Below are 22,777 nucleotides of genomic sequence, written 5' to 3'. Positions count from 1 at the left end.
GCGGGCTAGAGGGCGGCCTCGCGCTGGCGGGCGCGGTAGGCGGCGACGTGCATGCGGTTGCCGCAGGTGCGGCTGTCGCAGTAGCGGCGGCAGCGGTTGCGGGACAGGTCGACCAGGACGCGTGCGCAGTCCGGCGCCTCGCAGGTGCGCAGCCGGTCCAGCTCGCCGGCGGCCACCACGTACGCCAGCGCCATCCCGCAGTCGGCGGCCAGGTGCTCCCCGAGCGGCGCGCCCGGCGCGAAGAAGTGCACGTGCCAGTTGTAGCCGTCGTGGTCGGTCAGGTGCGGGGTGGTGCGGACCTCGCCGACGACCGCGTTGATCCGCCGGACGGCGGACGGCACGTCGCCGGCGCGGAACACCTCGTGGAACCGGGCCCGCAGGTCCAGCACCCGGAGCAGGTCGGCCTCGGTGAGCGCGCCCACGTCGCTGAACGCGTTGCGGTCCACGAACGCGCGCAGGCCGTCCAGCCCGCCGAGCTCCTCGGCGCCGGACGTCGCCGCACCGGTGTTGATCAGGTCGACGACGACGGCGAGGGCGTGCTCGGTGTCATGAGTGAAGATCACGATGACTCCAGTCTCGGGGGACCGGGGCGGTCGTGCTCCCGGCTCCGTCGCCGGGGCCGGATCGCGGCCCGTGGCCTCCACCCTATGACGCGGGCCGCGCCGGGCGCGGCCCGCCCCGGCGGGACGCGGCGGCGCGCCCGGTGGCCCGATCCGGCCGGAACGTTCCACCGGGGGCCGCGGACTCGGCGCCCTCCCGCCGGGTGGCGTCAGCGCTCGTAGTGCGGGTCGGCGACGACCGGGTAGTAGGCGTCGGTGTGCTGGACGCGCATCGTGACCGCCGTCCCGTCCAGCGTGTAGTCGGCCTTGACCTGGCGGAACATCGAGTCGCTCGCCCAGGGGTTGTAGAGCCGGCCCACGGTGGCGCCGTAGCGGAGGTGGACGACGTCGTAGCCGCCGGACGGCATCGACTCCAGGACCAGGCCGTCGGCCAGGGACACGGTGAAACGGAACTCCGAGGGCGCGTCGGGCCCGTGGATCACCGTGAGCAGCCGCACCCCCCCGGCCGTCGTCTGCGCGACGATGTCGGTGTCGACGTCCACGCCGACGAACACCCGCAGGCTGGGGCGCAGCACCTGCGCGACCGTGTCGGCGGCGGTGAGGTCGATGCCGAGGTGGATGCGCTGCCCGTCCCTGGTCGGCACCCACACCCCGTCACGGGCTCGCTGGCCCCACGCGACGTCGGGGTTCTCCATCTCCTGCGGCTCGTTCTTGCCCCGCGCGACCAGAATCCTGGAGGCGGCGCTCATCGCCGCGGCAGCCCCGTCCCGTGCATGCCTCATGACGGGCCCCCTCGCCTTCTTTCATCACTCGCGTGACCACGCGCTCGTCCTGGCTTCGGCACGGGCGGGGCGGACCGGGTGCGCCCCGCCCTGCCGCTGGTCATTTGGTGACGTTCGCCCCGTGCGTCGTTGGACCTTACACCACGCTTATCCGCGCCGGTCGGACCGGGCGGAGAACCTCCCCGCGGCCGGTCCCGGCCGCTGCGGGCAGGGGTGACGTAGCGCGTCCGGCCCTGCACGCAGCGGGCCGCGGGCCGCCCGCGAACGGACGGCCCGCGGCGCTCGCACGGGTCCCTCGCTAGGCCAGGGCGGGCTCCCCCGTGGTGACGCTCGCGGTCAGGTCGGCGAGGGCCTCGCTCAGCCGGTCCAGGGCGCTCGCGATCCACGGCAGCGCCGCGGGCGCGGGGGACGCCAGGGCGGCGCGGCGCTGCTCGTCGTCCTCCCCGTAGAGCAGGCTCGGCGCCACCCGCATACGCAGCGCCGACGGCGCGTCCCCGAACGAGCTGCCGGGCAGGACGCCGACCCCGTACCGCTCCAGCAGCAGGCCGGTGAGGTCGGCGGCCGTGCGGACGCCGTGGTTCTCCCGCAGGACGTCCCGCAGCGGCCCGAAGTCGGGGTAGACGTAGAAGGCCGCCTCCGGACGCCGGACCCGGGCGCCCGCGGCGGCGAACCGGTCGGCGACCGCGCCGGTGACCGCGGCGTGCAGCCGCCGGCTGCGGTCGACGTGCTCGACCAGTTCCGGCGGCTCGGCGAAGGCGTAGGCGGCGGCGTGCTGCATCGGGGCGGGGGCGCTCGACCAGATCTCGCTCGCCACCCCGAGCAGGCTGTCGCGCAGCGCGCCGCCGAACGGCCCGTCCGGCAGCCGCGCGACGCCCAGCCGCCAGCCGCCCGCGGCGAGGCTCTTGCTCAGCGCGGTCGTCACGACGGTCCGCTCCGGCGCGTACCGGGCCGGGCTCGGCACCGTCCGCCCCGGCTCGTGCACGAGGTCGCGGTAGATCTCGTCGGAGATGATGACCAGGTCGTGCTCGCGCGCGACCGCGCACAGCCGCCGGACGGTGTCCTCCGACGCCAGCGTCCCCGTCGGGTTGTCGGGCAGCGTCACCACGACCGCGCGCACGACGCGCCCCCGCGCGCGGGCCCGCACCACGGCGTCGGCCAGCAGGGCCGGGCTCGGCACGCCGCCCTCGCCCGGCGGGGTCGCCACGCGGATGGGCGCCGCGCCCGCGAGCGACGCCTGCGCCGCGTAGCTCACCCAGCTCGGCGCCGCCACGACGACGTCGCCGCCGAGCGAGGTCAGCAGCGCGAACAGCAGCGGCTTGCTGCCGGGCCCGGCGACCATCGCGGACGGGTCGGTGGGCAGCCCGCGCCGCGCCCAGTACCCGGCCGCGGCGGCGCGCAGCGCGGCCGACCCGGCGACCGGGCCGTAGGCGCCCCGGCCGGCGGCCGACTCCAGCTCGCGGATCAGCGCGGGGTGGATCGGGATCCCGGCCTCGCCGAAGCCGAGGGGCAGCACGCGCTCGCCCGCCCGGCGCTTGCGGGCGATCGCCTCGTTGACCGCGAGGGTCGCCGACAGGGGAACCGGGCGCGGTGCGAACGACAGCGGCCGGACGGACGCGGACTCATTGTGGGCAGGCATCAATACTCCAAAGGGCATGACGAAATAACGGTGGGTAACCGTGGAATCCCCGTGTGCGACCCGGCCGGGCTCGCTTCACTCTTGCCCGCTGCAAGCATCATTACAAGCGAGTCTCATCGATGGTTACCGTAAGCTGTTCTTATGCTCGAATTGCGCCGGCTGCGGTTGCTCGCCGAATTCGCCCGCCGCGGCAGCATCGCCGCGACCGCGGCCGCCCTCGGCTACACCCCGTCGGCGGTCTCCCAGCAGCTCGCCGCGCTGGAGCGGGAGGCCCGCGTCCCGCTGCTGGACCGCACCGCCCGCAGCGCGGAGCTGACCGACGCCGGGCGCCGCCTCGCCGAGCGCGCCGAGGAGATCCTCGGCCTGGTCGAGACGGCCGAGGCGGAGCTGTCGGCGCAGGCCGACGCCCCCTCGGGGCGGGTCGTGGTGACCGCGTTCCCGACCGCCGCCGTCGCCTTCGCCCCCGCGCTGGCGCGCAGCCTGGGCGAGCATCCCGGGCTCACGTTCGTGCTGCGGCAGACCCCGCCCGGCACCGGCATCCGCCAGGTGCAGAGCGGCGAGGTCGACATCGCGCTGATCGACGACTGGACGGGCAAGGTCCCCGACCAGGCGCCCGCCGCGCTGGAGTTCTTCCACCTGCGCCGCGACCCGCTCGTCCTGGTCGTGCCCGAGGCCCATCCGATGTCGGACCCGGACCGGCCGGTCGACCTGGAGCGGCTCCGCGAGGAGGCGTGGCTGGCCGCGCCGCCCGGCGAGCCGTCCCGGCAGGCCGTCGAGCGGCTGCTGGACACCGTCGGCGGCGCCCGTCCGGTGCCCTGGGAGTTCGAGGGGCTGCACACGATCCTGAGCCTGGTGGCGCGGGGCATCGGCATCACCGCGGTGCCCGCGCTGGCGCTCGCCGCCGGCGACCGGGGCGTGGCGGTGCGGCGGATCCCCGAGTGCACGCTCGCCCGCGAGGTGTACGCCGTCACCCGCACCGCGAGCGTGCGCAGGCCGTCGGTGGCGGTGACGCTGCGCGCCATCTACGCCGCAGCGCGGGACGCCCAGCCCGTACCGCCCGTGGACTGACCGGCACCCATGGCCGGAGCGGGCCGGAGCGGGCCGGTGCCGTCCCGGTTCAAGGGTCTGCGGGGCGCACCCCAAATGAGCGCCGACCCCGGATAAGGGCTCGGGGGAGGGGGACCTAGAGTCGGAGGGAAGCCGGAGGCAGCGGTTCGATCGTGGCCGCATCCGGCCGCGACCCGCACCCGGCGGCTCCCGGAGCCGAACTAACGAGGGAATCGGCCGCGCAGAGCGAATCGTCTGAAAAGGGACGGACGCCTGCGGATCATCACGTACCGTGGGGCGAATCGTGAGCACATCCGAGTTCATGCACACCGATCGGGGAGCACAGTACTCGATGGAACCAACGGCGATCGCGCCCGGGGCGCCGGGCGGCCTCACCGGGCCGCCCGAGGAGAGGGACGGCCAGGGGCCGCCCGGCGGGCACCACGCGTTCGAGCTGCCGCGGGTGACCGCGCTGCTCCTGCACGCGCTCCCGCGCTTCGTGGAGGGCGTGATCGCCCCGGTGGCGGTGTTCTACACCGCGCTGGTGCTCCTCGGGCTGAACGGCGCGCTGGTCGCCGCGGTCGCCTGGGTCTACGGCGGCATCATCTACCGGTACGTGAGCAAGCGGCCGGTGTCGGGGCTGCTGCTGCTGGCCGCGGTCGGTGTGACCGTCCGCGCGGGCCTGGCGGCGGCCACGCACAGCGCGGTCATCTACTTCCTGCAGCCGACGCTCGGCACGCTCTGCGTGAGCCTGGCGTTCCTCGCCTCGGTGCCGCTCGGCAAGCCGCTCGCGATGAAGCTCGCCAAGGACATGGCGCCGATCCCCGACGCCTTCTACAAGAACGACCGGGTGCACCGGTTCTTCCTGAAGATCTCGCTGCTGTGGTCGGCGGTCCTGCTGGCCAACGTCGGCGTCAGCCTCTGGATGCTGTTCAACGAGTCGATCAGCACGTACCTGTGGATCCGCACCGGCATCGTCGCCGGCCTGGGCGGGATCGGCATCGCCATCTCGGTCTGGGGGTTCAAGCGCGTCGTGCGCCGCATCAACCGCGAGCCCGCTTCCGCCGGCACGGCGGCGGCCTGAGCAGCGGTTCCCCGTCGAACGCCCCGAACTTCCCCGAGGTTCGGGGCGTCTCCATATGTAGGTAGATTCACCGTACACGGGGTGAATTCGACGGGCTTGGGGGATTTGTGGCGATCAAGGGTCGTGCGGGGGTCGTGCTGGCCGGCGGCACGGGCGCGGTGGCGATGCTCGTGACCGGCTGCGGCGCCGGCGGCGAGGGCAAGCTGGCCTCGGGCGGATCGGACACCGAGGTGACGATCACCCCCGCCGACGGGACCGCCCAGGCCAAGCCGGACGGCACCATCGAGGTGAAGACCTCGGACGGCAGGCTGCAGAACGTGACCGTCCAGGGCGAGGGCGCCACCATCACCGGGACGTTCGGCGACGGCCACCGGACGTGGCGCTCCACCCGCACGCTGACGCCCGGGACGTCCTACACCGTCACCGCGCAGGCCCGCGACGACGGCAAGGTCCGGACGGTGACGAGCGCGTTCACCACGCTCAAGCCGGCCAAGACGCTGTCGATCGTGGACGTCACCCCCAATGTGAAGGGGGAGAAGGTCGGCATCGGCATGCCGATCTTCGTCAGGTTCGACCGCCCGGTCACCGACAAGGCCGCCGTGGAGCGGACGCTGCGCGTCACCCCGGACAAGCCCGTCGAGGGCGCCTGGCGATGGGTGGCGCCCGACCAGGCCGTCTACCGGACGAAGACGTACTGGCAGCCGCACCAGACCGTCCGCTTCCACGCGGCGCTGGCCGGAGTGAACGCCGGCGGCGGCGTGTACGGGGCCAAGGACGCCCAGGCGGCGATCAGCATCGGCGCCGCGCAGATCACCACCGGCGACCTGGGCGAGCACACGATGACGGTGAAGCGGGACGGCGAGAAGCTGCGCACGATCCCGTTCAGCGCCGGCAACGGGCAGACGCGGGAGTACACCACCACCAGCGGCGTCCACCTGCTGATGGAGAAGGGCAACCCCGTCACGATGATCTCTCCCGGCCGCAAGGAGGGCGACCCCGGCTACTACAAGACGGTCGTCAACTACGCGGTCCGCTTCTCCAACAGCGGCGAGTACGTCCACTCGGCGCCCTGGTCGGTCGGCTCGCAGGGGTCGGCGAACGTCAGCCACGGCTGCATCAACGTCAGCCCGTCCCATGCGAAGTGGTTCTACGACACCATGCAGCGCGGCGACGTCATCAAGCTGACCGGGTCCGACCGCGAGGTCGAGTGGGACAACGGCTGGAGCTTCTGGCAGATGTCCTTCGCCAAGTGGAGCCAGGGCAGCGCCCTCCGCTAGGCGCCCGGAGCGGCGGTGCCGCCCTTGGCAACGCTTTGATCTCGGACACCGGCCAAAACCCCGGGTCATGGCATGATCGACGGATTTTGTCGCTAATGTCTCTGGGATAGACGGCGGGGTATCGGGAGGTCGTGGTGCAGCGGAGGGTTTCCGCAGGGGTCCGGGCTGGCGCGGGGTTGGCGGGGGCCGTGCTCCTCCTCACGACCGCCTGCAGCGGAGGCGGAGAGAAGGACTCCGGCGTCACCGTCGGGGAGAAGGCCGACGCGAGCGTCCCGGAGGTGACGATCGACCCGGGCAACGGCAACACCAAGGCCGCGCCCGAGGACGGTGTCGTCGTCACGGCCGCGGGCGGCACGCTCGAACAGGTCACCGTGCTCCTCAAGGGCAAGCCGGTGGCCGGGAAGATGGCCGCCGACAAGACGAAGTGGCAGTCGCGCACGCTGCGTCCGGGTGCCAAGTACCAGGTCACCGCGGTCGCCAAGAGCCCTGAGGGCAAGTCGACCACGGTCAACGCCACGTTCGCGACGGTGAAGGCCGCGAGCAAGCTGGAGATCGCCGACGTCACGCCGAGCAGCAACGAGAAGGTCGGCGTCGGCATGCCGATCCAGGTCGTGTTCAACCGCTCGGTCGCCGACAAGAAGGCCGTGGAGAAGGCGCTGGAGGTCAAGTCCACCAAGCCCGCCACCGGGGCGTGGCACTGGATGAACGACACCACCGTCGTCTTCCGGACGAAGAACGGCCAGTACTGGCAGCCGAACCAGAAGGTCATGCTCCGGGCGAGGCTGGCCGGGGTGAAGTCGGGCAAGCGGACGTACGGCATGTCCGACTACAAGCGCACGTTCCGCATCGGCGACTCGCACATCACCCACATCAGCACCAAGAGCAAGAAGGCCGTCGTCAAGAAGAACGGCAAGAAGGTCCGCAGCTGGCCCATCAGCGCGGGCCGCGGCGGGCGCGTGGTCAACGGCGTCGACACCTTCCTCACCACCAGCGGCATCCACCTGACCATGGGCAAGGAGAACCCGGCGATCATGACGTCGGAGTGGATGGGCGTCGATCCGAAGGACAAGAAGAACGGCGGCTACAAGGAGGTCATCCCGTTCGCGGTGCGGATCTCCAACAGCGGCGAGTACGTCCACTCGATGGCCGGCACCGTCTGGGCGCAGGGCCGCCAGAACGTCAGCCACGGCTGCGTCAACTCCCCGCCCAAGGACGCCCAGTGGTTCTACAACTTCTCCTACCGCGGCGACCCGGTGATCATCACCGGCAGCAAGCGGGGCCTGGACTGGAACAACGGCTGGAGCTACTACGAGATGTCGTGGAGCCGGTGGGTCAAGGGCGGCGCCCTCGACCGCACCGTCTCCACCGCGTGACGCCCGGACCCTGACGCCCGGATCCCGACACCGGGCGGGCGTTCGCCGGGTCCGCGATCGGGAAGGGGCCGGGACACGGCCGTCCAACGATCGGGGGTCCGGTGACCGAATCCGCGCGACCGCTCCGGCTCCGCCGCCGCGTCCGGCGCGGGGCGCACCGCGCCCTGCGCCGCGCGGCGCTGCGGACCCTGCGCCCGCTGCGGCCGCGGCGCCGCGTCCCGCCGCCCGGTGACCGCCCGCGCGTCCGCGTCCTGCTGCAGAACGCGCACGGGACGGGCGGCACGATCCGCACGGTGCTCAACCTGTGCGGGCACCTGGCCCGCGACCACGACGTCGAGATCGTCAGCGTGCTGAGGCGGAGCCGCACGCCGTTCTTCCCGGTCCCCGCCGGAGTCGCGGTGACCTACGCCGACGACGGCCTCGCCCGCGCGAACCGGGCGGCCCGGCTCCTGGCCCGGCTGCCGAGCCTGCTGACACCGGTCGACGAGGCGTCGTTCCGGCACATGACCCTCTGGACGGACGTCCGCCTCCTGCGCGCCCTCTACGCCGCGCCGGCGGACGTGCTCATCGCCACCCGGCCCTCCCTGGTCCTGCTGGCCGCCGAACTCGGCCCGCGCGGCGTCGCGACGATCGGGCAGGACCACATGGACCTCGGCTCCTACCGGCCCGCGCTCCGCCGCGAGGTCGTCCGCGCCTACCGGCGGCTCACCGCCCTCGCCGTGCTCACCGAGGCCGCCCGCGCCGACTACGGGCGGGCGCTGGCCGGCTCGGGCGTCCGCGTCGTCGCGATCCCGAACGCGGCGCCGCCGCTGCCCGGGCCGCCGTCCCGCCGCGAGCACCGGGTCGTGCTCGCGGCCGGGCGGCTCGTCCGCACCAAGGGCTTCGACCTGCTGCTGCGCGCCTACGCGCCGATCGCCGCCGAGCACCCCGGCTGGACCCTGCGCGTCTTCGGCTCCGGGGTGCGCCGGGACCGGCTCCGCGCGCTGATCGCCGACCTCGGCCTCACCGGCCGGGCCGAGCTGCGCGGCCGGACCCGCGACCTGCCCGCCGAGATGCGGCGCGCCTCGGTCTACGTCCTGTCGTCGCGCCGGGAGGGGATGCCGATGGTCGTCATCGAGGCGATGGGCATGGGCCTGCCGGTCGTGTCGTTCGACTGCCCGTACGGTCCCGCCGAGCTGATCACCTCCGGCGAGGACGGGCTGCTCGTCCCGGCCGGCGACGTCGGCGCCCTCACCGCGGCGATCCGCGAGCTGATCGAGGACCCCGGCCTGCGCGACCGGCTCGGTGAGCGCGCCCTGCGCTCCGTGCGCCGGCATGACATCGACCACATCGGCCCCCGCTGGTCGGGCCTCATCGCGTCGGTCGCCCCCGGCGGGCGGGGCGGACGCGCCGGATCGCCGCGGCAGCCCTGATGCGGAGCACCGGGCGGGCACGGGAATACTGGCGGTGTGAGTGAGGAGTCCCGATCCGGCGCCGAGCGCGCCCGGCTCGTCCTGCCGGAGCTGAAGCTGGACGATCTGCTGGCCGAACTGCAGTCCCGGCTGGAGGCGGCCCGGTCGACGCGCGACCGCGTGCACGCGCTGCTGGAGGCCGTCGTCTCGATCGGCGGCGAGCTCGATCTGGCGACGGTGCTGCGGCGCATCGCCGAGGCCGCCGCCACCCTGGTCGACGCCCGCTACGGCGCCCTCGGCGTGATCGGGGAGGAGGGCGAGCGGCTCGTCCGGTTCGTCACGACCGGGGTGAGCGACGAGGAGATCGAGTCGATCGGGCACTGGCCGCACGGCGAGGGCATCCTCGGGCTGCTGATCCGGGAGCCGCGCGCGCTGCGGCTCCAGGACCTCGCCGAGCACCCCGCGTCGTCGGGCTTCCCGGCGAACCATCCGCCGATGCGGACGTTCCTGGGCGTGCCGATCCGGGTGCGGGACGAGGTGTTCGGCAACCTCTACCTCACCGAGAAGGCCGGCGGCGGCCCCTTCGAGGAGGAGGACGAGGTCGTGGTGACCGCGCTGGCCACGGCCGCCGGCGTCGCGATCGAGAACGCCCGGCTGTACGAGGAGACGCGGCGCCGGGAGCGGTGGCTGGAGGCGTCCGCCGAGATCTCCACCGCGCTGCTGTCGGGCACCGACACCCACGACGTCATCGACCTCGTCGCCCGGCGGGCCCGGGAGATCGCCGGCGCGCGGCTGAGCAGCGTCACGCTGGTGGACGAGACGGGCCGCGCGGCCGTGCTGGCGGCGGCGGACGGCGAGGGCGCCCACCACCTGCGGGGCAAGCGGCTCGTGCTGGAGCGCTCGGTCTCGGGGCGGGTGTTCGCCGAGGGGACCGCGCTGCGGCTGGCCGACGGCTCGGCGGCGGTGCGGGAGGCGGGCGCGCCGGCGGACGTGCCGGTCGGGCCGCTGCTGGTGGTGCCGCTCGGCACCGGCCCGTCCGCGCGCGGCACGATCACCGTGATCAACCCGCCGGGCGGCGCGCTGTTCTCCGATGGGACGCGGCGGCTGCTGGAGGCGTTCGCCGGGCAGGCGGCGGTCGCGCTGGAGCTGGCCGACCGGCGCCGCGACACCGAGCGGCTGGCGCTGCTGGAGGACCGCGACCGGATCGCCAAGGATCTGCACGACACCGTCATCCAGCGGCTGTTCGCGACCGCGATGACGCTGATGGCCGCCATCAAGATCACCCAGAAGCGGGAGGTCGCGACGCGGGTGCAGCGGGCGGTGGACGACCTGGACGACACCATCCGGCAGATCCGCTCCACCATCTTCGCGCTGCAGGCGCCGCCGGACGAGGAGTCGCTGCGCAGCCGCGTGCACGCGATGGTCGACGCCGCCGCCGAGCGCCTGGGGTTCGCGCCGTCGGTGCGGCTCGCCGGGCTGCTGGACACCGCGGTCGCCGATCCGGTCGGCGAGCAGCTCCTCGCGGTCGTGCAGGAGGCGCTGTCGAACGTGGCCCGGCACGCCCGCGCCGGCGAGGCCGCCGTCGTCATCGACGTCGGCGACGACCTCACGCTCCGGGTCGAGGACGACGGCGTCGGCATCCCCGCGGGCGGCCGCCGCAGCGGCCTGCGCAACATGCGCGAGCGCGCCGAGGACCTCGGCGGGTCCTTCAGCACCCGGGCCCGCGCCGGCGGCGGCACGATCCTGGTGTGGCGGGTCCCGCTCAAGGACGCCTAGCCGCCCGGCCGGTTCAGTCGCCTTCGAGGAGGCCGCGGACGTAGGCGGCCTGGCCGGCGTGCTGGAGGTCGTCGGAGATCACGCTGATCAGCCGCACCCCGAGTGTGACCGGCGGGTCCCATGCGCGGTCCACGACGCGTTCCAGGTCGCCGTCGGTCAGCGTGGACACGTATTTCACGGTCCGGTCGTGGACGGCGTCGTGGTAGCCCGTCAGCAGGTCCGCCGAATCCACCCGGACGTCCGCGACATCGCCGGGCGTGTGCCCGTACCCGGTGTCGGACGGGTCGAACGGCAGGCCGAACCGGTCGGCCCAGCCGTCGTCCGTCCACGCCTGCGCGGTGCCGGCGGCTCCGGCGACGTGGTCGTCCTGGATGCGGGTGAGATGCCAGACGAGCCACGCGATCGAGTTGGCACCCTCGGCCGGCCGGTGGACGAGCTGCCGCGGGGAGAGCCCGCCGGCCGCGCGGTGGACGACCTCCCGGATCCTGCCGAACCCGTCGGTGAGCAATTGCGCACTGGTCATTGGAACGACGCTACCCCGATCGGGACGGATCTCCCGGCCCGGGCGGGGCCTGTTCGCCGGCGGGCGCGCGGGCGGGCAGCCGGACGGTCACGACGAGCCCGCCGCCGGGGCGCGGCGCGGCCGTCACCGTGCCGCCGTGCGCGGTCGCCGTCGCCCGGACGATCGACAGCCCCAGCCCGGAGCCGCGGTCGGAGCGCACCCGGTCGTTGCCGAGCCGCCGGAACGGCTCGAAGATCGTCTCGACCTCGTAGCCGGGGACGGCCGGCCCGGTGTTGGCGATCTCCAGCTCGGCCCAGCCGCCCCGGCCGCGGGTGGCGAGCGACAACTCGCCACCGTCGTGGTTGTGCCGGATCGCGTTCTCGACGAGGTTCTGCACGAGCCGCTCCACGAGCACCGGATCGCCGGACGCGGGCGCCGGGCCGAGCCGCCGGCCGGTGGTCACGCCGTGCTCGCGCGCCTCGGGCGCGGACTGCTCCAGGACGTGCGCCGCCACCTCCGCGAGGTCGAGCGGCGCCGCGTCCACCACGACGTCCTCGGTGCCCGCGAGGGTGAGGAGCCCGTCGATGAGCCGCTCGTGCCGTCCGTTCACCACCAGCAGCGACTCGCCGAGCCGCTTGACGTCGTCGGTCGCGTCCGGGCGGCGCACCGCCACGTCCACCAGCGTCCGGTTGATGGCGAGCGGGGTGCGCAGCTCGTGCGAGGCGTTCGCCACGAACCGCCGCTGCCCGTCGAACGCCCGCGCCAGCCGGCCGAGCATGGTGTCGAAGGTGTCGGCCAGCTCCTTCACGTCGTCGCGCGGCCCCTCGTAGGAGATGCGCTCGGTGAGGTCGTGGCTGCGCGCCACCCGCCGCGCCGTCTCGGTGATCGTGTGGACGGGGCGCAGCGCCCGGTCGGCGAGCAGCCAGCCGAACCCGAGCCCGGCCGCGGCCACCAGCCCGAGCGCCACGCCGCCCTGGGTGAGCAGCGCGTTCAGCGTCTCGCGCTGGTAGTTCTCCCGCTCCTTGGTCAGCACCCCCTCCACCCGCCGGACGGTGGTCTCCGCGGGCGGCCCGCCGGGCGGCGGCGTGAGCGACCACTCGGCGGGGCCGCTGGTGAAGACCTGGTTCACGTCGACCGGGTCGGCCTTCCTCGGCAGGCTGTTCTGCAGGAGCAGGTAGGTCAGCCCGAGCAGGACGATCCCGGCGCACAGGAACAGGCCCGTGTACAGCAGCGTGAGCCGCATCCGGATCGTCGGCCGCAGCCGCTCGCCGAGGTGCGTCATGGAATCCGGTACCCCACTCCCGGGACGGTCTCGATGACCGGAGGGTCGCCGAGCTTGCGGCGCAGCTTCATCAGCGTCACCCGGACGGTGTTGGTGAACGGGTCGGTGTGCTCGTCCCACACCTTCTCCAGCAGCCGCTCGGCGGACACGATCGTCCCCTCCGCGCGCAGCAGCTCGGCGAGCAGCCCGAACTCCTTGCGGGCCAGGTGCACGTACCGGCCGTCCCGGTACACCTCCCGGCGGGCCGGGTCGAGCCGGATCCCGGCGCGCTCGAGCGCCGGCGGCGCCGCCGGGCGGGCCCGCCGGCCGAGCGCCTGCACCCGCGCCACCAGCTCCTCGAACGCGAACGGCTTGGTCAGGTAGTCGTCCGCGCCGAGCCGCAGCCCGTCGACCCGCGCCGGGACGGTGACGGCGGCGGTGAGCATCAGCACCCGGACGAGCGCGCCGGACTCCACGACCGCGCGGCACACGTCGTCGCCGTGCACCACGGGCAGGTCCCGGTCCAGGACGAGCACGTCGTAGTCGTTGACGCCGAGGCGCTCGAGCGCGGCGTCCCCGTCGTAGACCACGTCCACGGCGAGGGCCTCGGCCCGCAGCCCCTCGGCGATCGAGTCGGCGAGCATCCGCTCGTCCTCGGCGATCAGTACCCGCACGTCCGCCGCCCCCTGTCCCGCGCCGCCGTTCCTGCCGGGACCAGCTTGGGGGAGCGGGCGTAACGCCGGCATAACGCGATCCGGTTACGCCGGGGTTACCCGGCCGGCGCTGGACTGGCCCCCGCCGCCGGCGCACCGCCCGGCGGAGGCGACCAAGGAGAACGACCGATGCGACGACAGACGCTCGCGGCGCTGGCGCTCGTCCCCGGCCTCGTCCTCGGGCTGCAGGCCTGCGGGGGAGACGGCGGCGGCGCGGGTGGGAGCGCTACCGCGAAGGGCGCGAGCGACGACGCGAAGCTGCGCGAGTTCGCCCAGTGCATGCGCAAGAACGGGGTGGACATGCCGGACCCGAAGGACGGCAAGGTCGAGATACGAGCGTCCGCCGAACCCGGCGGGCCCGGCGCGGGCCCGAAGGACGACTCCGAGATGGAGGCCGCGCAGAAGAAGTGCGCGCACCTGATGCCGAACGGCGGCAAGCCGCGCAAGCCCAAGCCGGAGGAGATCGCCAAGATGCGCGCCTTCTCCAAGTGCATGCGCGACCACGGCGTCGGCGAGTTCCCCGACCCCAAGCCCGACGGCACGATGCTGCTCAAGGCCGGTCCCGGCACCGGCATCGACCCCGAGAGCACGGAGTTCAAGGCGGCGCAGAAAGTATGCGACAAGCTCCAGCCGGGTGGGATGGGGCTGTCCAGCAAGAAGGGCGACGACTAGTGCCGAGGACGCGCACCATCGTCCTGAGCGCGGCCGGGGTGGTCGTGGTCGGCGGTGCGGGCCTCGCGACCGCCGGCCTCGGCGGCGGTGGCGACCCCGCCGCCGCGCGCGGCTCGCTGCCGCCCGCGACCGCGCCGATCGAGCGGACCACGCTCGTCGAGACCCAGGACGTCGACGGGACCCTCGGCTACGGCGGCACCCGCACCGTCACCGCCGCCGGTCGCGGCACCCTGACCTGGCTGGCCGCCCCCGGGGCGGTGGTCTCCCGGGGGCGGCCGGTCTACCGGGTCGACGACGGGCCGGTGCCGCTGCTGTACGGGAAGCTGCCGCTGTACAGGACGCTCGCCGACGGGACGGAGGGCGACGACGTCGAGCAGCTGGAACGCAACCTGCGGGCCCTCGGCTACACCGGGTTCACCGTGGACGAGACCTACAGCGCCGCCACCGCCGCGGCGGTGAAGCGCTGGCAGGACGCCCTCGGCGTCGCGGAGACCGGCCGGGTCGAGCCGGGTGCGGCCGTCGTCGCGTCCGGCCGGATCCGGGTGGCCGAACGCAGGGCGAACGTCGGGGACCGGACGGGCGGCCCCGTCCTCACCTACACCGGCACGACCCGCGTCGTGACCGTCGACCTGGACGTCCGGTACCAGCGGCTCGTGAAGAAGGGCGCCGAGGTGAAGGTGGAGCTGCCGTCGGACGACACCGTCAAGGGAAGGGTCACCGGGGTCGGGAAGGTCGCGAAGAAGGCCAAGGAGGACCAGCCCGCAACGGTCGAAGTCGAGATATCGGTCACGTCACAGAAGTCGCTCGGCTCCTACGACAAGGCGCCCGTCAAAGTGAGCCTCACCGCGAACCGGCACCGCGGCGTTCTCGCCGTGCCGATCGGCGCGCTGCTCGCCCAGGGCGACGGCGGCTACGCCGTCCAGGTCGTCGAGGACGGCCGGGTCCGCACGGTCCCGGTGGAGACCGGCGTGTTCACCGAGGGCCGGGTCGAGATCTCCGGATCCGGCCTCGGCGAAGGAATGAAGGTAGGGGTGCCCTCATGACACCGGTCGTGGAGTTGCGGGAGGTCGGCAAGACCTATCCGGGCGGGGTCACGGCGCTGGACGGCGTGTCGCTGACCGTCGCGGAGCGGGAGCTGGTCGCGATCGTCGGGCCGTCCGGGTCGGGGAAGTCGACGATGCTGCACCTGCTCGGCACGCTCGACCGGCCGAGCACCGGCACCGTCCTCGTGCGGGGCACGGACGTGTCGCGGCTGACCGACCGGCGGCTGTCGGCGCTGCGCGCCCGCCGGATCGGGTTCGTGTTCCAGCAGTTCCATCTCGCCGCCGGCGTCAGCGCGCTGGACAACGTCGCGGACGGCCTGCTGTACGGGGGCGTGCCGCTCGCGCGGCGGCGCCGCCGGGCCCGCAGCGCGCTGGAGCGCGTCGGGCTCGGGCACCGCCTCGGGCACCGGCCGCACCAGCTGTCCGGCGGGGAGCGGCAGCGGGTGGCGATCGCCCGCGCGGTCGTCGGGGAGCCCGCGCTGCTGCTCGCCGACGAGCCGACCGGCGCGCTGGACTCGGCGTCGGGCGCGGGCGTCCTGGACCTGCTGCGGGAGCTGTCCGGCGGCGGCACGACCGTCGTGCTGATCACCCACGACCGGGACATCGCCGCGCTGCTGCCCCGCCAGGTGCGGATGCGCGACGGCCGCGTCGTCCACGACGACGCGCGGGCGGAGGCCGCACGATGAGCGCGGCGGCCCCGCCCGGCGGCGACGCGCCGGCCCGGCTCGGCCCCCGCGACGTCCTGCGCACCGGCGCCTTCGGCCTGCGGTCCCGCCCGATGCGGGTGTTCCTGTCCGCGCTCGGCATCGCGATCGGGATCGCCGCGATGATCGGCGTGGTCGGCATCTCGACGTCCAGCCGCGCCCAGCTCCAGGCCACCCTCGACCGGCTCGGCACCAACCTGCTCACGGTCGGGCCCGGCCGGGACTTCTTCGGCGCGGACGCGAAGCTGCCGGAGGCGTCGGTCGGCATGGTGGGGCGGATGCCGGGCGTCGAGTCGGCGTCGGCGACCGCGACGCTGGACGACACCAGCGTCTACCGCAACGACCGCATCCCGGCGGGGGAGAACGGCGGCATCGCCGTCCTCGCGGCCCGCCTCGACCTGCCGGACACCGTCGGCCTCAGGATGGCCGCGGGCACGTGGCTCAACGCGGGCACGGCGAGGTACCCGGCCGTGGTGCTCGGATCGGACACCGCCGACCGGCTCGGGGTGGCCGCGCCGAACGTCCAGGTGTGGCTCGGCGCGCAGTGGTTCACCGTCGTCGGCGTCCTCGAACCGAACGAGCTGGTGCCGGAGGTGGACTCCACCGCCCTCGTCGGCTGGGACGCCGCCGCGGAGCACCTCGGTTTCGACGGCCACCCCACCACCGTCTACACCCGCGCCCGCAAGGACGCGGTGGAGAAGGTGCGGAACCTGCTCGCCGCCACCGCGAACCCGCAGGCGCCGACCGAGGTCGAGGTGAGTCGGCCCTCCGACGCGCTGGCCGCGCAGAACGCCACCGACAAGGCGTTCACCGGCCTGCTCCTCGGCCTCGGCGGCGTCGCGCTGCTGGTCGGCGGCGTCGGCGTCGCCAACACGATGGTGATCTCGGTGCTGGAGCGCCGCGCCGAGATCGGCCTGCGCCGCTCCCTCGGCGCGACCCGCGGCCAGATCCGGCTCCAGTTCCTCACCGAGTCGCAGCTGCTGGCCGCGCTCGGCGGCGCCGGCGGCGTCGCCATCGGCATCGTCGTCACCGCCGTGTTCGCGGTGACGCAGGGCTGGCCGACCGTCGTCCCGGTCTGGGCGATGGCCGGGGGCGTCCTCGCGACCCTGCTCATCGGCGCGGTCGCGGGCCTGTACCCGGCCGTGCGGGCGGCCCGCCTCGCCCCCACCGAGGCCCTAGCCGCCCCGTGATCACAGGAAGTCGCTGATCTGCGCGAGCCACCGCGTGTAGTAGACGCTGGTCAGGCCGTCGGGAAAGAGCCGCGACACGAACGAGGGCAGCCGGTTGAGGTCCTCGCGGCCGGCGTGCCGGGCGACGATGCCCGCCTTGCGCGAGCGCCTCCGCTCGTACTCGCGCAGCGCGGCGGGCACGTCGCCCGGCGTCCGGCGCAGCACCGCCGCCAGCGTCCACGCGTCCTCCAGTGCCTGGTTGGCGCCCTGCGCCCGGGTCGGCGGCATCGAGTGCGCGGAGTCGCCGGCGAGCGTGATCCGCCCGGACCCCCACGTCCTCGGGACGCGGTGGCGGTAGTGCGGGAAGAGCTCCACGTCGCTCTCCCCGACCGCCGCCAGGACGTCCGGCACGGGCGCGCACCAGTGCCCGAAGAGCCGGCGGATCTCCGCGAGCGGCGCGGCGAGCGGCGGCTCGTCCGGCGACCACGGCATGTCGAACCACCACTGCAGCAGCCCCTCCCCGGCGGGCATCAGCCCGACGCTGCCGGCCCGGCCGGCGATCATCAGCCCGGTGCGCGAGGACACCAGGCCGATCGGGACGGCGCCGAGCCCCTGCCAGGTGCCCCAGCCGCTCGGCTCGCCCGGATCGCCGCCCCACAGGTGGTCGCGGACCACCGAGCGCCGCCCGTCCGCCCCGACCAGCAGGTCGGCCTCGGCCGTGGACCCGTCCGCGAACTCGGCCCGCACCGTCTCGCCCTTCTGGACGACGCCGGTGCAGGCGCGCCCGAACTCGACGACCCCGCCCGGCAGGGCGCCCGCGAGCCGCTCCAGCAGGCGCCTGCGCGGCAGGCAGATGTGCGGGTGCCCGTGGACCCGCGCGGCCCGCGCGACGTCGATGGTGACCAGGCGCCGTCCGTCCTCGGACAGCTGCTCCAGGACGTCGATCGGGGCGCCGACCCCGTCCAGCGACACGCCGAGGCCGTGCAGGACGCCGGTCCCGTTGCTCCACAGCGTCACCGCCGCCCCGCCGGTGCGCGGCGCGTCCGCCGCCTCGGCGACGCGCACCTCGTGCCCGTCCGCCAGCAGCGCGGCGGCCGCGGCCAGCCCCCCGACTCCCGCACCGATCACCAGTACCCGCATGACGCCTCCCGAGGCTCGTTATCACTACGATGATAGTACTGACTCCCTAGTGGTAATCTGGCGGGGTGCCCCCACCGCAGAACCTGGAGCGCCGACGCGCCCTCGCCGACGCCGCGATCGAGGTGCTGGGACACGCCGGGATCCACGGCCTGAGCCACCGCTCGGTGGACGAGCGGTCCGGCCTCCCGCCGGGCACGGCGTCCAACTACTTCCGCAGCCGGGACGCTCTACTCCAGGCCGCCGCCGACCGCGTGATCGATCTGCACAAGCAGGACATGACGGCGGCGACCGGCGGAACATCCACCCCCGTCGACCGTGAAACGCTCATCGAGCTGATCGCCCTGTCGCTCCACTACTCGGCCACCGAGCAGCGCACCCGCTACCTGGCCGTCTACGAACTGACCCTGGAGGCCACCCGCCGCCCCCGCCTGCGCGAGGCACTGGCCCACCTGGAAGAGCCCACCCTCGACTTCACCGTCCAGATGCACCGCGACCTGGGGCTGGAAACGTCCCGTGCCCAGGTGCAGGCACTGATCACCCTCTACGGCGCCACGCTGTTCGGCCTGGTGACCCGCCCCGCAGAAACGGTGACCCTAGAAGAAGCCCGCACCCTCACCCGAGCCATGGTGAACGGCGCACTGGACCCGGCAGGACACGGCGGAAGCCCGCCCCCAGGGAGGTAGGGACGGGCTTCCGTGCGGAACGGCGGCGTCAGGAACGGACGCCGTACAGGTGCTCCAGGGCGAGCTGGTCGAGGTGCTCGAACGCGGTGCGGCGGGCGCCGAGGGCGTCGGCGTCGGCGGTGGCGCCGCGGACGGCGCGCCAGTCCTCGCCCTCGGCGAGGGTGGGCCGGGCGAGTTCGTCGAGCTTGGCCTGGCGCAGGGCGTCCTGGACGTCGGGGTCGGCGCGGAACGCGCGGACCTTGTCGCGCAGGATCAGCCAGTTGCGCATGCAGGCGGCCGCCGACTCCCACACGCCCTCGTCGTCCTCGGTGCGCGGCGGCTTGAAGTCGAAGTGGATCGGGCCGCTGTAGTCGCTGCCGTCGATGAGGTCGACGACCCAGAACGCGCCGCGCGTGTTGCCGGCGCCGAAGCGGAGGTCCTGGTCGTAGCGGGGGCCGGTCTGCCCGTTCAGGTCGATGTGGAACAGCTTGCCCTGCCACAGCGCCTGGGCGAGGCCGTGCGCGTAGTTGAGCCCGGCCATCTCCTCGTGCCCGACCTCGGGGTTCAGGCCGACCTTGTCGGCGTGCTCCAGGGTCTGGATGAAGGCGAGGGCGTGCCCGATCGTGGGGAGCAGGATGTCGCCGCGCGGCTCGTTCGGCTTCGGCTCGATCGCGAAGCGCAGGTCGTAGCCCTGGTCGGCGACGTAGTCGCCGAGGACGTCGAACGCCTCCTTGTAACGGTCCAGCGCGGCCCGGACGTCCTTGGCGGCACCCGACTCGGCGCCCTCCCGGCCGCCCCAGCACACGTAGGTCTTCGCACCGAGTTCGGCGGCGAGGTCGAGGTTGTCCATGACCTTGCGGAGCGCGAACCGGCGGACGTCGCGGTCGTTGGCGGTGAACGCGCCGTCCTTGAAGATCGGGTGCCCGAACAGGTTGGTGGTGGCGGTGGTGACCACGAGGCCGGTCTCGTCGAGCGCCTTGCGGAACGCGCCGACCTTCTCCTGCCGCTCGCCGGGCGAGGCGTCGAAGTCGAACACGTCGTTGTCGTGGAAGTTCACGCCGTAGGCGCCGATCTCGGCGAGCTTGCGGACGGCGCGGTCGGCGGGCATCGGCGGGCGGGTGCCGGGGCCGAACACGTCGACGCCCTGCCAGCCGACGGTCCAGATGCCGAACGAGAACCGGTCCTCGGGCGTCGGTGCGTAGTCGGTCATGGGGTTCCTCCTCAGATCTCCGGGGCGGCGTCGCGCAGCGCGGCGTAGCGTGCGCGGACGTCCGCCGCGGTGCGGCCGCCGGTGTGTTCGGTGCCGGTGTGTTCGGTGGCCGGCGGTGCGGGCCATGCGGGCGGTTCCGGTGTGCCGGCGAGTGCCCAGGCCGCCTGGCGGGCCGCGCCGAGCGCGACGTACTCGGCGGGCTCGGGCACGGTGACCGGCGTCCCGAAGATCGCGGGGGCCAGGGTGCGGACGGCCCCGGAGCGGGCGCCGCCGCCGATCAGCAGGGTGCGGCGGGGCCGGACGCCCTGCGCGGCGAGGTGGTCGACCGCGTCGGCGAGCGAGCACAGCAGCGCCTCCACCGCCGCCCGCGCCACGTTCTCGCGCGTCGCGTTCGCGGTGGTCAGGCCCGCGAGGACGCCGGTCGCGTCCGGGCGGTCGGGGGTGCGCTCGCCGTCCAGGTAGGGCAGCAGGGTCAGACCGCCGGCGCCGGGCTCGGCGGCGAGGGCCAGCGCGGACAGCTCCTCCAGCGACGCCCCCGTCATCGCGGCGGCGGACGAGAGGATCCGCGCGGCGTTCAGCGTGGCGACGAGCGGCAGGAACCGGCCGGTGGCGTCGGCGAACCCGGCGACCAGGCCGGAGGCGTCGGCGGCAGGCCCGTCCGCGACCGCGAACGCCGTCCCGGACGTGCCGATCGACACCACGACGTCGCCGGTCCGCAGCCCGAGGCCGAGCGCGGCGCCCATGTTGTCGCCCGTCCCCGCGCCGAGCGCCGCGCCCCAGGGCGTCTCACCGACCGTGGCGCCGGGCGCGGCGACGCGCGGGGTCGCGGCGTCGCGGCCGAGCGCGGCGCGCAGCAGGTCGGGCAGGTACGCGCCGGCCGCGGGGGACCAGTAGCCGGTGCCGGACGCGTCGCCCCGGTCGGTGACCGGCTCGGACGCGCCGAGCCGCAGCGTCAGCCAGTCGTGCGGGAGCATCACCTGCTCGGTGCGGCGCGCGTTCGCGGGTTCGTTCTCGGCCATCCACCGCAGCTTGGTCACGGTGAACGACGCGCGCGGGACGCTGCCGGTCCGCTCCGCCCACGACGCCGCGCCGCCGAGCTCCCCGACGAGCGCGCGGGCCTGCGGAGCCGACCGCGTGTCGTTCCACAGCAGCGCGGGCCGGACGACCTCGCCCGCGCCGTCGAGCGCGACCATGCCGTGCTGCTGGGCGGCGACGGCGACCGCGTCGGCCCGCTCCAGCAGCTCCCGGACCTGCGAGAGCGCGCCCCACCAGTGGTCGGGATGGCATTCGGTGCCGTCCGGATGCGGCGCGGACGCCTCCGCCACCACGGTGCCGTCCGCCGCGCGGCACAGGACGACCTTCGTCGACTGCGTCGAGGAGTCGACGCCCGCCACCAGGCCCTCGGCCATCCCGCCCCCTTTCGTAAACAGCTTGGACTAATTAACGTAGCAGAGGGCCACGGCCCTGCCTATAGTCGCGCTTCATTTAGGGTTGATTCATGACAAAGTCCGCGAACGCCCCCGTCCGGCACGCGACGATGCGCGAGCGGAACCTCGCCGTCGTCCTGGAGCACGTGGCCCTCCACCAGCCCGTGACCAGGGCGCGGCTCGCCGAGCTGACCGGGTTCACCAAGACGACCGTGTCCAACCTCGTCGCCCTGCTGGAGGGCGCCGGGCTGGTCCGGGACGGCGCGCCCGTCCACGAGGGGGAGCGCGGGCGCCCCGGCGTGGGCGTGTCCCTGCACGGCGACGGCGCCGCCGGGCTCGGCCTGGAGGTGAACGTGGACTACCTGGCCGCGTGCGTCCTCGATCTCGCCAAGCAGGTCCGCTACCGGCACGTGATCAGCTCCGGCAACCGCGGCCGCGAGCCCGGCGCCGTCCTCGCCGCGCTGTCCGCGCTCGCCGCCGAGGCGGTCGCGGCCGCCGCCGGGCAGGGCCTCACCGTCGCCGGCGCCGCGGTCGCCCTGCCCGGCCTGCTGGACCGCGACAACGGCGTGGTGCGGCACGCCCCGAACCTCGGCTGGAGCGACGTCCCCGTCACCGGCGCGCCCGGCCTCGCGACCGCGCTGCCGCCCGAGTACGACAACGAGGCCAACCTCGCCGCGCTCGGCGAGCTGTGGTTCGGCGGCGGCGCCCGCCTCGGCGACTTCGTGCACGTGTCCGGCGAGATCGGGATCGGCGCCGGCATCGTCGTGGACGGGCGGGTGTTCCGCGGCGCGCACGGCTTCGCCGGCGAACTCGGGCATCTCGTCGCCGACCCGTCCGGGCCGCCCTGCTCGTGCGGCGGGCGCGGCTGCCTGGAGCAGGTCGCCGGCCAGGAGGCGGTGCTGCGCGCGGCCGGGCTGCCCGTGACGCGGCCGGCCGGCGGGCCGGAGGGCTCGCTCGGCCGGCTCGTGGAGCGGCTCACCGCCGGCGACGCGGCCGCGCTGGACGCGGTGACCCGCGCCGGCCGGGCGCTCGGCGGCGCGCTCGCCTCGGTCGTCAACCTGATCGACCCCGACACCATCGTGCTCGGCGGCGTCTTCTCCCCGCTCGCCGCCTGGATCCGCCCGCCGCTGGAGGCCGTCCTCGCGAACGGCTCCGGCTCGCTGCGGCGCGGCGCCCCGCCCGTCGAGGTCTCCGGCCTGGCCGAGGGCGCCGCCGTCCTGGGCGCCGCCGGCCTGGTCGTGGACCGCGTGATAGCCGACCCCGCCCTCCTCCTCTGAACCCGTTCACCTGCGGCGTGTTGTTGTTATCCGGCGGCTCATAACAACAACACGCCGCAGGTCAACGGAGC

21 protein-coding genes are annotated in these 22,777 nt (G+C 74.4%); 12 read left to right on the top strand and 9 right to left on the bottom strand.

Annotated features, from left to right (window positions below):
- Nucleotides 1–5 precede the first annotated feature (5 nt).
- The 3 genes from ABZ806_RS33650 to ABZ806_RS33640 form a co-directional block, all read right to left on the bottom strand.
- Nucleotides 6–563, bottom strand: coding sequence for a CGNR zinc finger domain-containing protein (locus ABZ806_RS33650; protein WP_500221491.1), 558 nt, complete (start codon nucleotides 561–563; stop codon nucleotides 6–8).
- Nucleotides 564–769: 206 nt separating this feature from the next.
- A complete protein-coding gene (locus ABZ806_RS33645; protein ID WP_500221490.1) occupies nucleotides 770–1,342 on the bottom strand; it encodes a hypothetical protein in 573 nt (190 codons plus the stop codon).
- Nucleotides 1,343–1,640: 298 nt separating this feature from the next.
- Nucleotides 1,641–2,978: a pyridoxal phosphate-dependent aminotransferase gene (locus tag ABZ806_RS33640; RefSeq protein ID WP_500221489.1), complete on the bottom strand. Its 1,338-nt coding sequence runs from the start codon at nucleotides 2,976–2,978 to the stop codon at nucleotides 1,641–1,643.
- 141 nt (nucleotides 2,979–3,119) lie between these two features.
- Between ABZ806_RS33640 and ABZ806_RS33635 the strand changes: the two genes are divergently transcribed.
- The 6 genes from ABZ806_RS33635 to ABZ806_RS33610 all read left to right on the top strand — a co-directional run bounded on the left by ABZ806_RS33635 (nucleotide 3,120) and on the right by ABZ806_RS33610 (nucleotide 10,926).
- The gene (locus ABZ806_RS33635) at nucleotides 3,120–4,046 is read left to right on the top strand and encodes a LysR family transcriptional regulator (RefSeq protein ID WP_500221488.1); all 927 of its coding nucleotides are present in this window, start codon (nucleotides 3,120–3,122) and stop codon (nucleotides 4,044–4,046) included.
- A 283-nt stretch (nucleotides 4,047–4,329) separates the two neighbouring features.
- Nucleotides 4,330–5,109: a VC0807 family protein gene (locus ABZ806_RS33630; protein WP_500221487.1), complete on the top strand. Its 780-nt coding sequence runs from the start codon at nucleotides 4,330–4,332 to the stop codon at nucleotides 5,107–5,109.
- 107 nt (nucleotides 5,110–5,216) lie between these two features.
- On the top strand, nucleotides 5,217–6,386 hold the full coding sequence (locus ABZ806_RS33625) for a L,D-transpeptidase (RefSeq protein ID WP_500221486.1): 1,170 nt from the start codon (nucleotides 5,217–5,219) through the stop codon (nucleotides 6,384–6,386).
- Between the two features lie 188 nt (nucleotides 6,387–6,574).
- Nucleotides 6,575–7,759: a L,D-transpeptidase gene (locus ABZ806_RS33620; protein ID WP_500221485.1), complete on the top strand. Its 1,185-nt coding sequence runs from the start codon at nucleotides 6,575–6,577 to the stop codon at nucleotides 7,757–7,759.
- A gap of 101 nt (nucleotides 7,760–7,860) precedes the next feature.
- Nucleotides 7,861–9,171, top strand: a complete 1,311-nt coding sequence (locus tag ABZ806_RS33615) for a glycosyltransferase family 4 protein (protein ID WP_500221484.1) — start codon at nucleotides 7,861–7,863, stop codon at nucleotides 9,169–9,171.
- 36 nt (nucleotides 9,172–9,207) lie between these two features.
- Nucleotides 9,208–10,926, top strand: a complete 1,719-nt coding sequence (locus ABZ806_RS33610) for a sensor histidine kinase (RefSeq protein WP_500221483.1) — start codon at nucleotides 9,208–9,210, stop codon at nucleotides 10,924–10,926.
- A 13-nt stretch (nucleotides 10,927–10,939) separates the two neighbouring features.
- Here the strand turns inward: ABZ806_RS33610 and ABZ806_RS33605 are convergent, their stop codons facing one another.
- From ABZ806_RS33605 to ABZ806_RS33595, 3 genes are read right to left on the bottom strand one after another with little or no spacing between them, the layout of a single operon-like run.
- Complete coding sequence (locus ABZ806_RS33605; protein ID WP_500221482.1) at nucleotides 10,940–11,449, bottom strand: mycothiol transferase; 510 nt, start codon at nucleotides 11,447–11,449, stop codon at nucleotides 10,940–10,942.
- Nucleotides 11,450–11,459: 10 nt separating this feature from the next.
- Nucleotides 11,460–12,710: a sensor histidine kinase gene (locus ABZ806_RS33600; protein ID WP_500221481.1), complete on the bottom strand. Its 1,251-nt coding sequence runs from the start codon at nucleotides 12,708–12,710 to the stop codon at nucleotides 11,460–11,462.
- Nucleotides 12,707–13,363: a response regulator transcription factor gene (locus ABZ806_RS33595; protein ID WP_500221480.1), complete on the bottom strand. Its 657-nt coding sequence runs from the start codon at nucleotides 13,361–13,363 to the stop codon at nucleotides 12,707–12,709. The genes ABZ806_RS33600 and ABZ806_RS33595 overlap by 4 nt, the downstream gene beginning before the upstream one ends.
- Before the next feature lie 168 nt (nucleotides 13,364–13,531).
- Between ABZ806_RS33595 and ABZ806_RS33590 the strand changes: the two genes are divergently transcribed.
- Genes ABZ806_RS33590 through ABZ806_RS33575 form a run of 4 tightly spaced genes read left to right on the top strand, consistent with a single transcriptional unit; the run spans nucleotide 13,532 to nucleotide 17,011 of the window.
- Complete coding sequence (locus tag ABZ806_RS33590; RefSeq protein WP_500221479.1) at nucleotides 13,532–14,074, top strand: hypothetical protein; 543 nt, start codon at nucleotides 13,532–13,534, stop codon at nucleotides 14,072–14,074.
- Nucleotides 14,074–15,117 carry a peptidoglycan-binding protein gene (locus tag ABZ806_RS33585; protein ID WP_500221478.1) on the top strand — a complete coding sequence of 348 codons (1,044 nt, stop codon included), beginning with the start codon at nucleotides 14,074–14,076 and terminating at the stop codon, nucleotides 15,115–15,117. Before ABZ806_RS33590 ends, ABZ806_RS33585 begins: the two co-directional genes overlap by 1 nt.
- Nucleotides 15,114–15,803: an ABC transporter ATP-binding protein gene (locus ABZ806_RS33580; RefSeq protein ID WP_500221477.1), complete on the top strand. Its 690-nt coding sequence runs from the start codon at nucleotides 15,114–15,116 to the stop codon at nucleotides 15,801–15,803. The genes ABZ806_RS33585 and ABZ806_RS33580 overlap by 4 nt, the downstream gene beginning before the upstream one ends.
- Nucleotides 15,800–17,011 (top strand): ABC transporter permease, encoded by a 1,212-nt coding sequence (locus ABZ806_RS33575; protein ID WP_500221476.1) that lies wholly within the window; start codon nucleotides 15,800–15,802, stop codon nucleotides 17,009–17,011. The genes ABZ806_RS33580 and ABZ806_RS33575 overlap by 4 nt, the downstream gene beginning before the upstream one ends.
- On the opposite strand, the gene ABZ806_RS33570 is transcribed toward ABZ806_RS33575, so the two are convergent.
- The gene (locus ABZ806_RS33570) at nucleotides 17,012–18,130 is read right to left on the bottom strand and encodes an FAD-dependent oxidoreductase (RefSeq protein ID WP_500221475.1); all 1,119 of its coding nucleotides are present in this window, start codon (nucleotides 18,128–18,130) and stop codon (nucleotides 17,012–17,014) included.
- A 65-nt stretch (nucleotides 18,131–18,195) separates the two neighbouring features.
- On the opposite strand from ABZ806_RS33570, the gene ABZ806_RS33565 reads away from it, so the two are divergent.
- Complete coding sequence (locus ABZ806_RS33565) at nucleotides 18,196–18,813, top strand: TetR/AcrR family transcriptional regulator (RefSeq protein WP_500221474.1); 618 nt, start codon at nucleotides 18,196–18,198, stop codon at nucleotides 18,811–18,813.
- A 28-nt stretch (nucleotides 18,814–18,841) separates the two neighbouring features.
- Here ABZ806_RS33565 and xylA read toward each other — a convergent pair whose 3' ends face one another.
- Together xylA and xylB are read right to left on the bottom strand one after the other, a co-directional pair.
- Nucleotides 18,842–20,002, bottom strand: coding sequence for a xylose isomerase (gene xylA / locus ABZ806_RS33560; RefSeq protein WP_500221473.1), 1,161 nt, complete (start codon nucleotides 20,000–20,002; stop codon nucleotides 18,842–18,844).
- Nucleotides 20,003–20,013: 11 nt separating this feature from the next.
- On the bottom strand, nucleotides 20,014–21,411 hold the full coding sequence (gene xylB, locus ABZ806_RS33555) for a xylulokinase (protein ID WP_500221472.1): 1,398 nt from the start codon (nucleotides 21,409–21,411) through the stop codon (nucleotides 20,014–20,016).
- 89 nt (nucleotides 21,412–21,500) lie between these two features.
- On the opposite strand from xylB, the gene ABZ806_RS33550 reads away from it, so the two are divergent.
- A complete protein-coding gene (locus ABZ806_RS33550; RefSeq protein ID WP_500221471.1) occupies nucleotides 21,501–22,706 on the top strand; it encodes an ROK family protein in 1,206 nt (401 codons plus the stop codon).
- The last annotated feature ends 71 nt before the right edge of the window (nucleotides 22,707–22,777 follow it).

Source organism: Spirillospora sp. NPDC047418, assembly GCF_040643275.1.
Lineage (GTDB): Bacteria > Actinomycetota > Actinomycetes > Streptosporangiales > Streptosporangiaceae > Spirillospora.
Note: the sequence above shows the minus strand (reverse complement) of the source record. Positions and strands in the feature narration are given on the sequence as shown.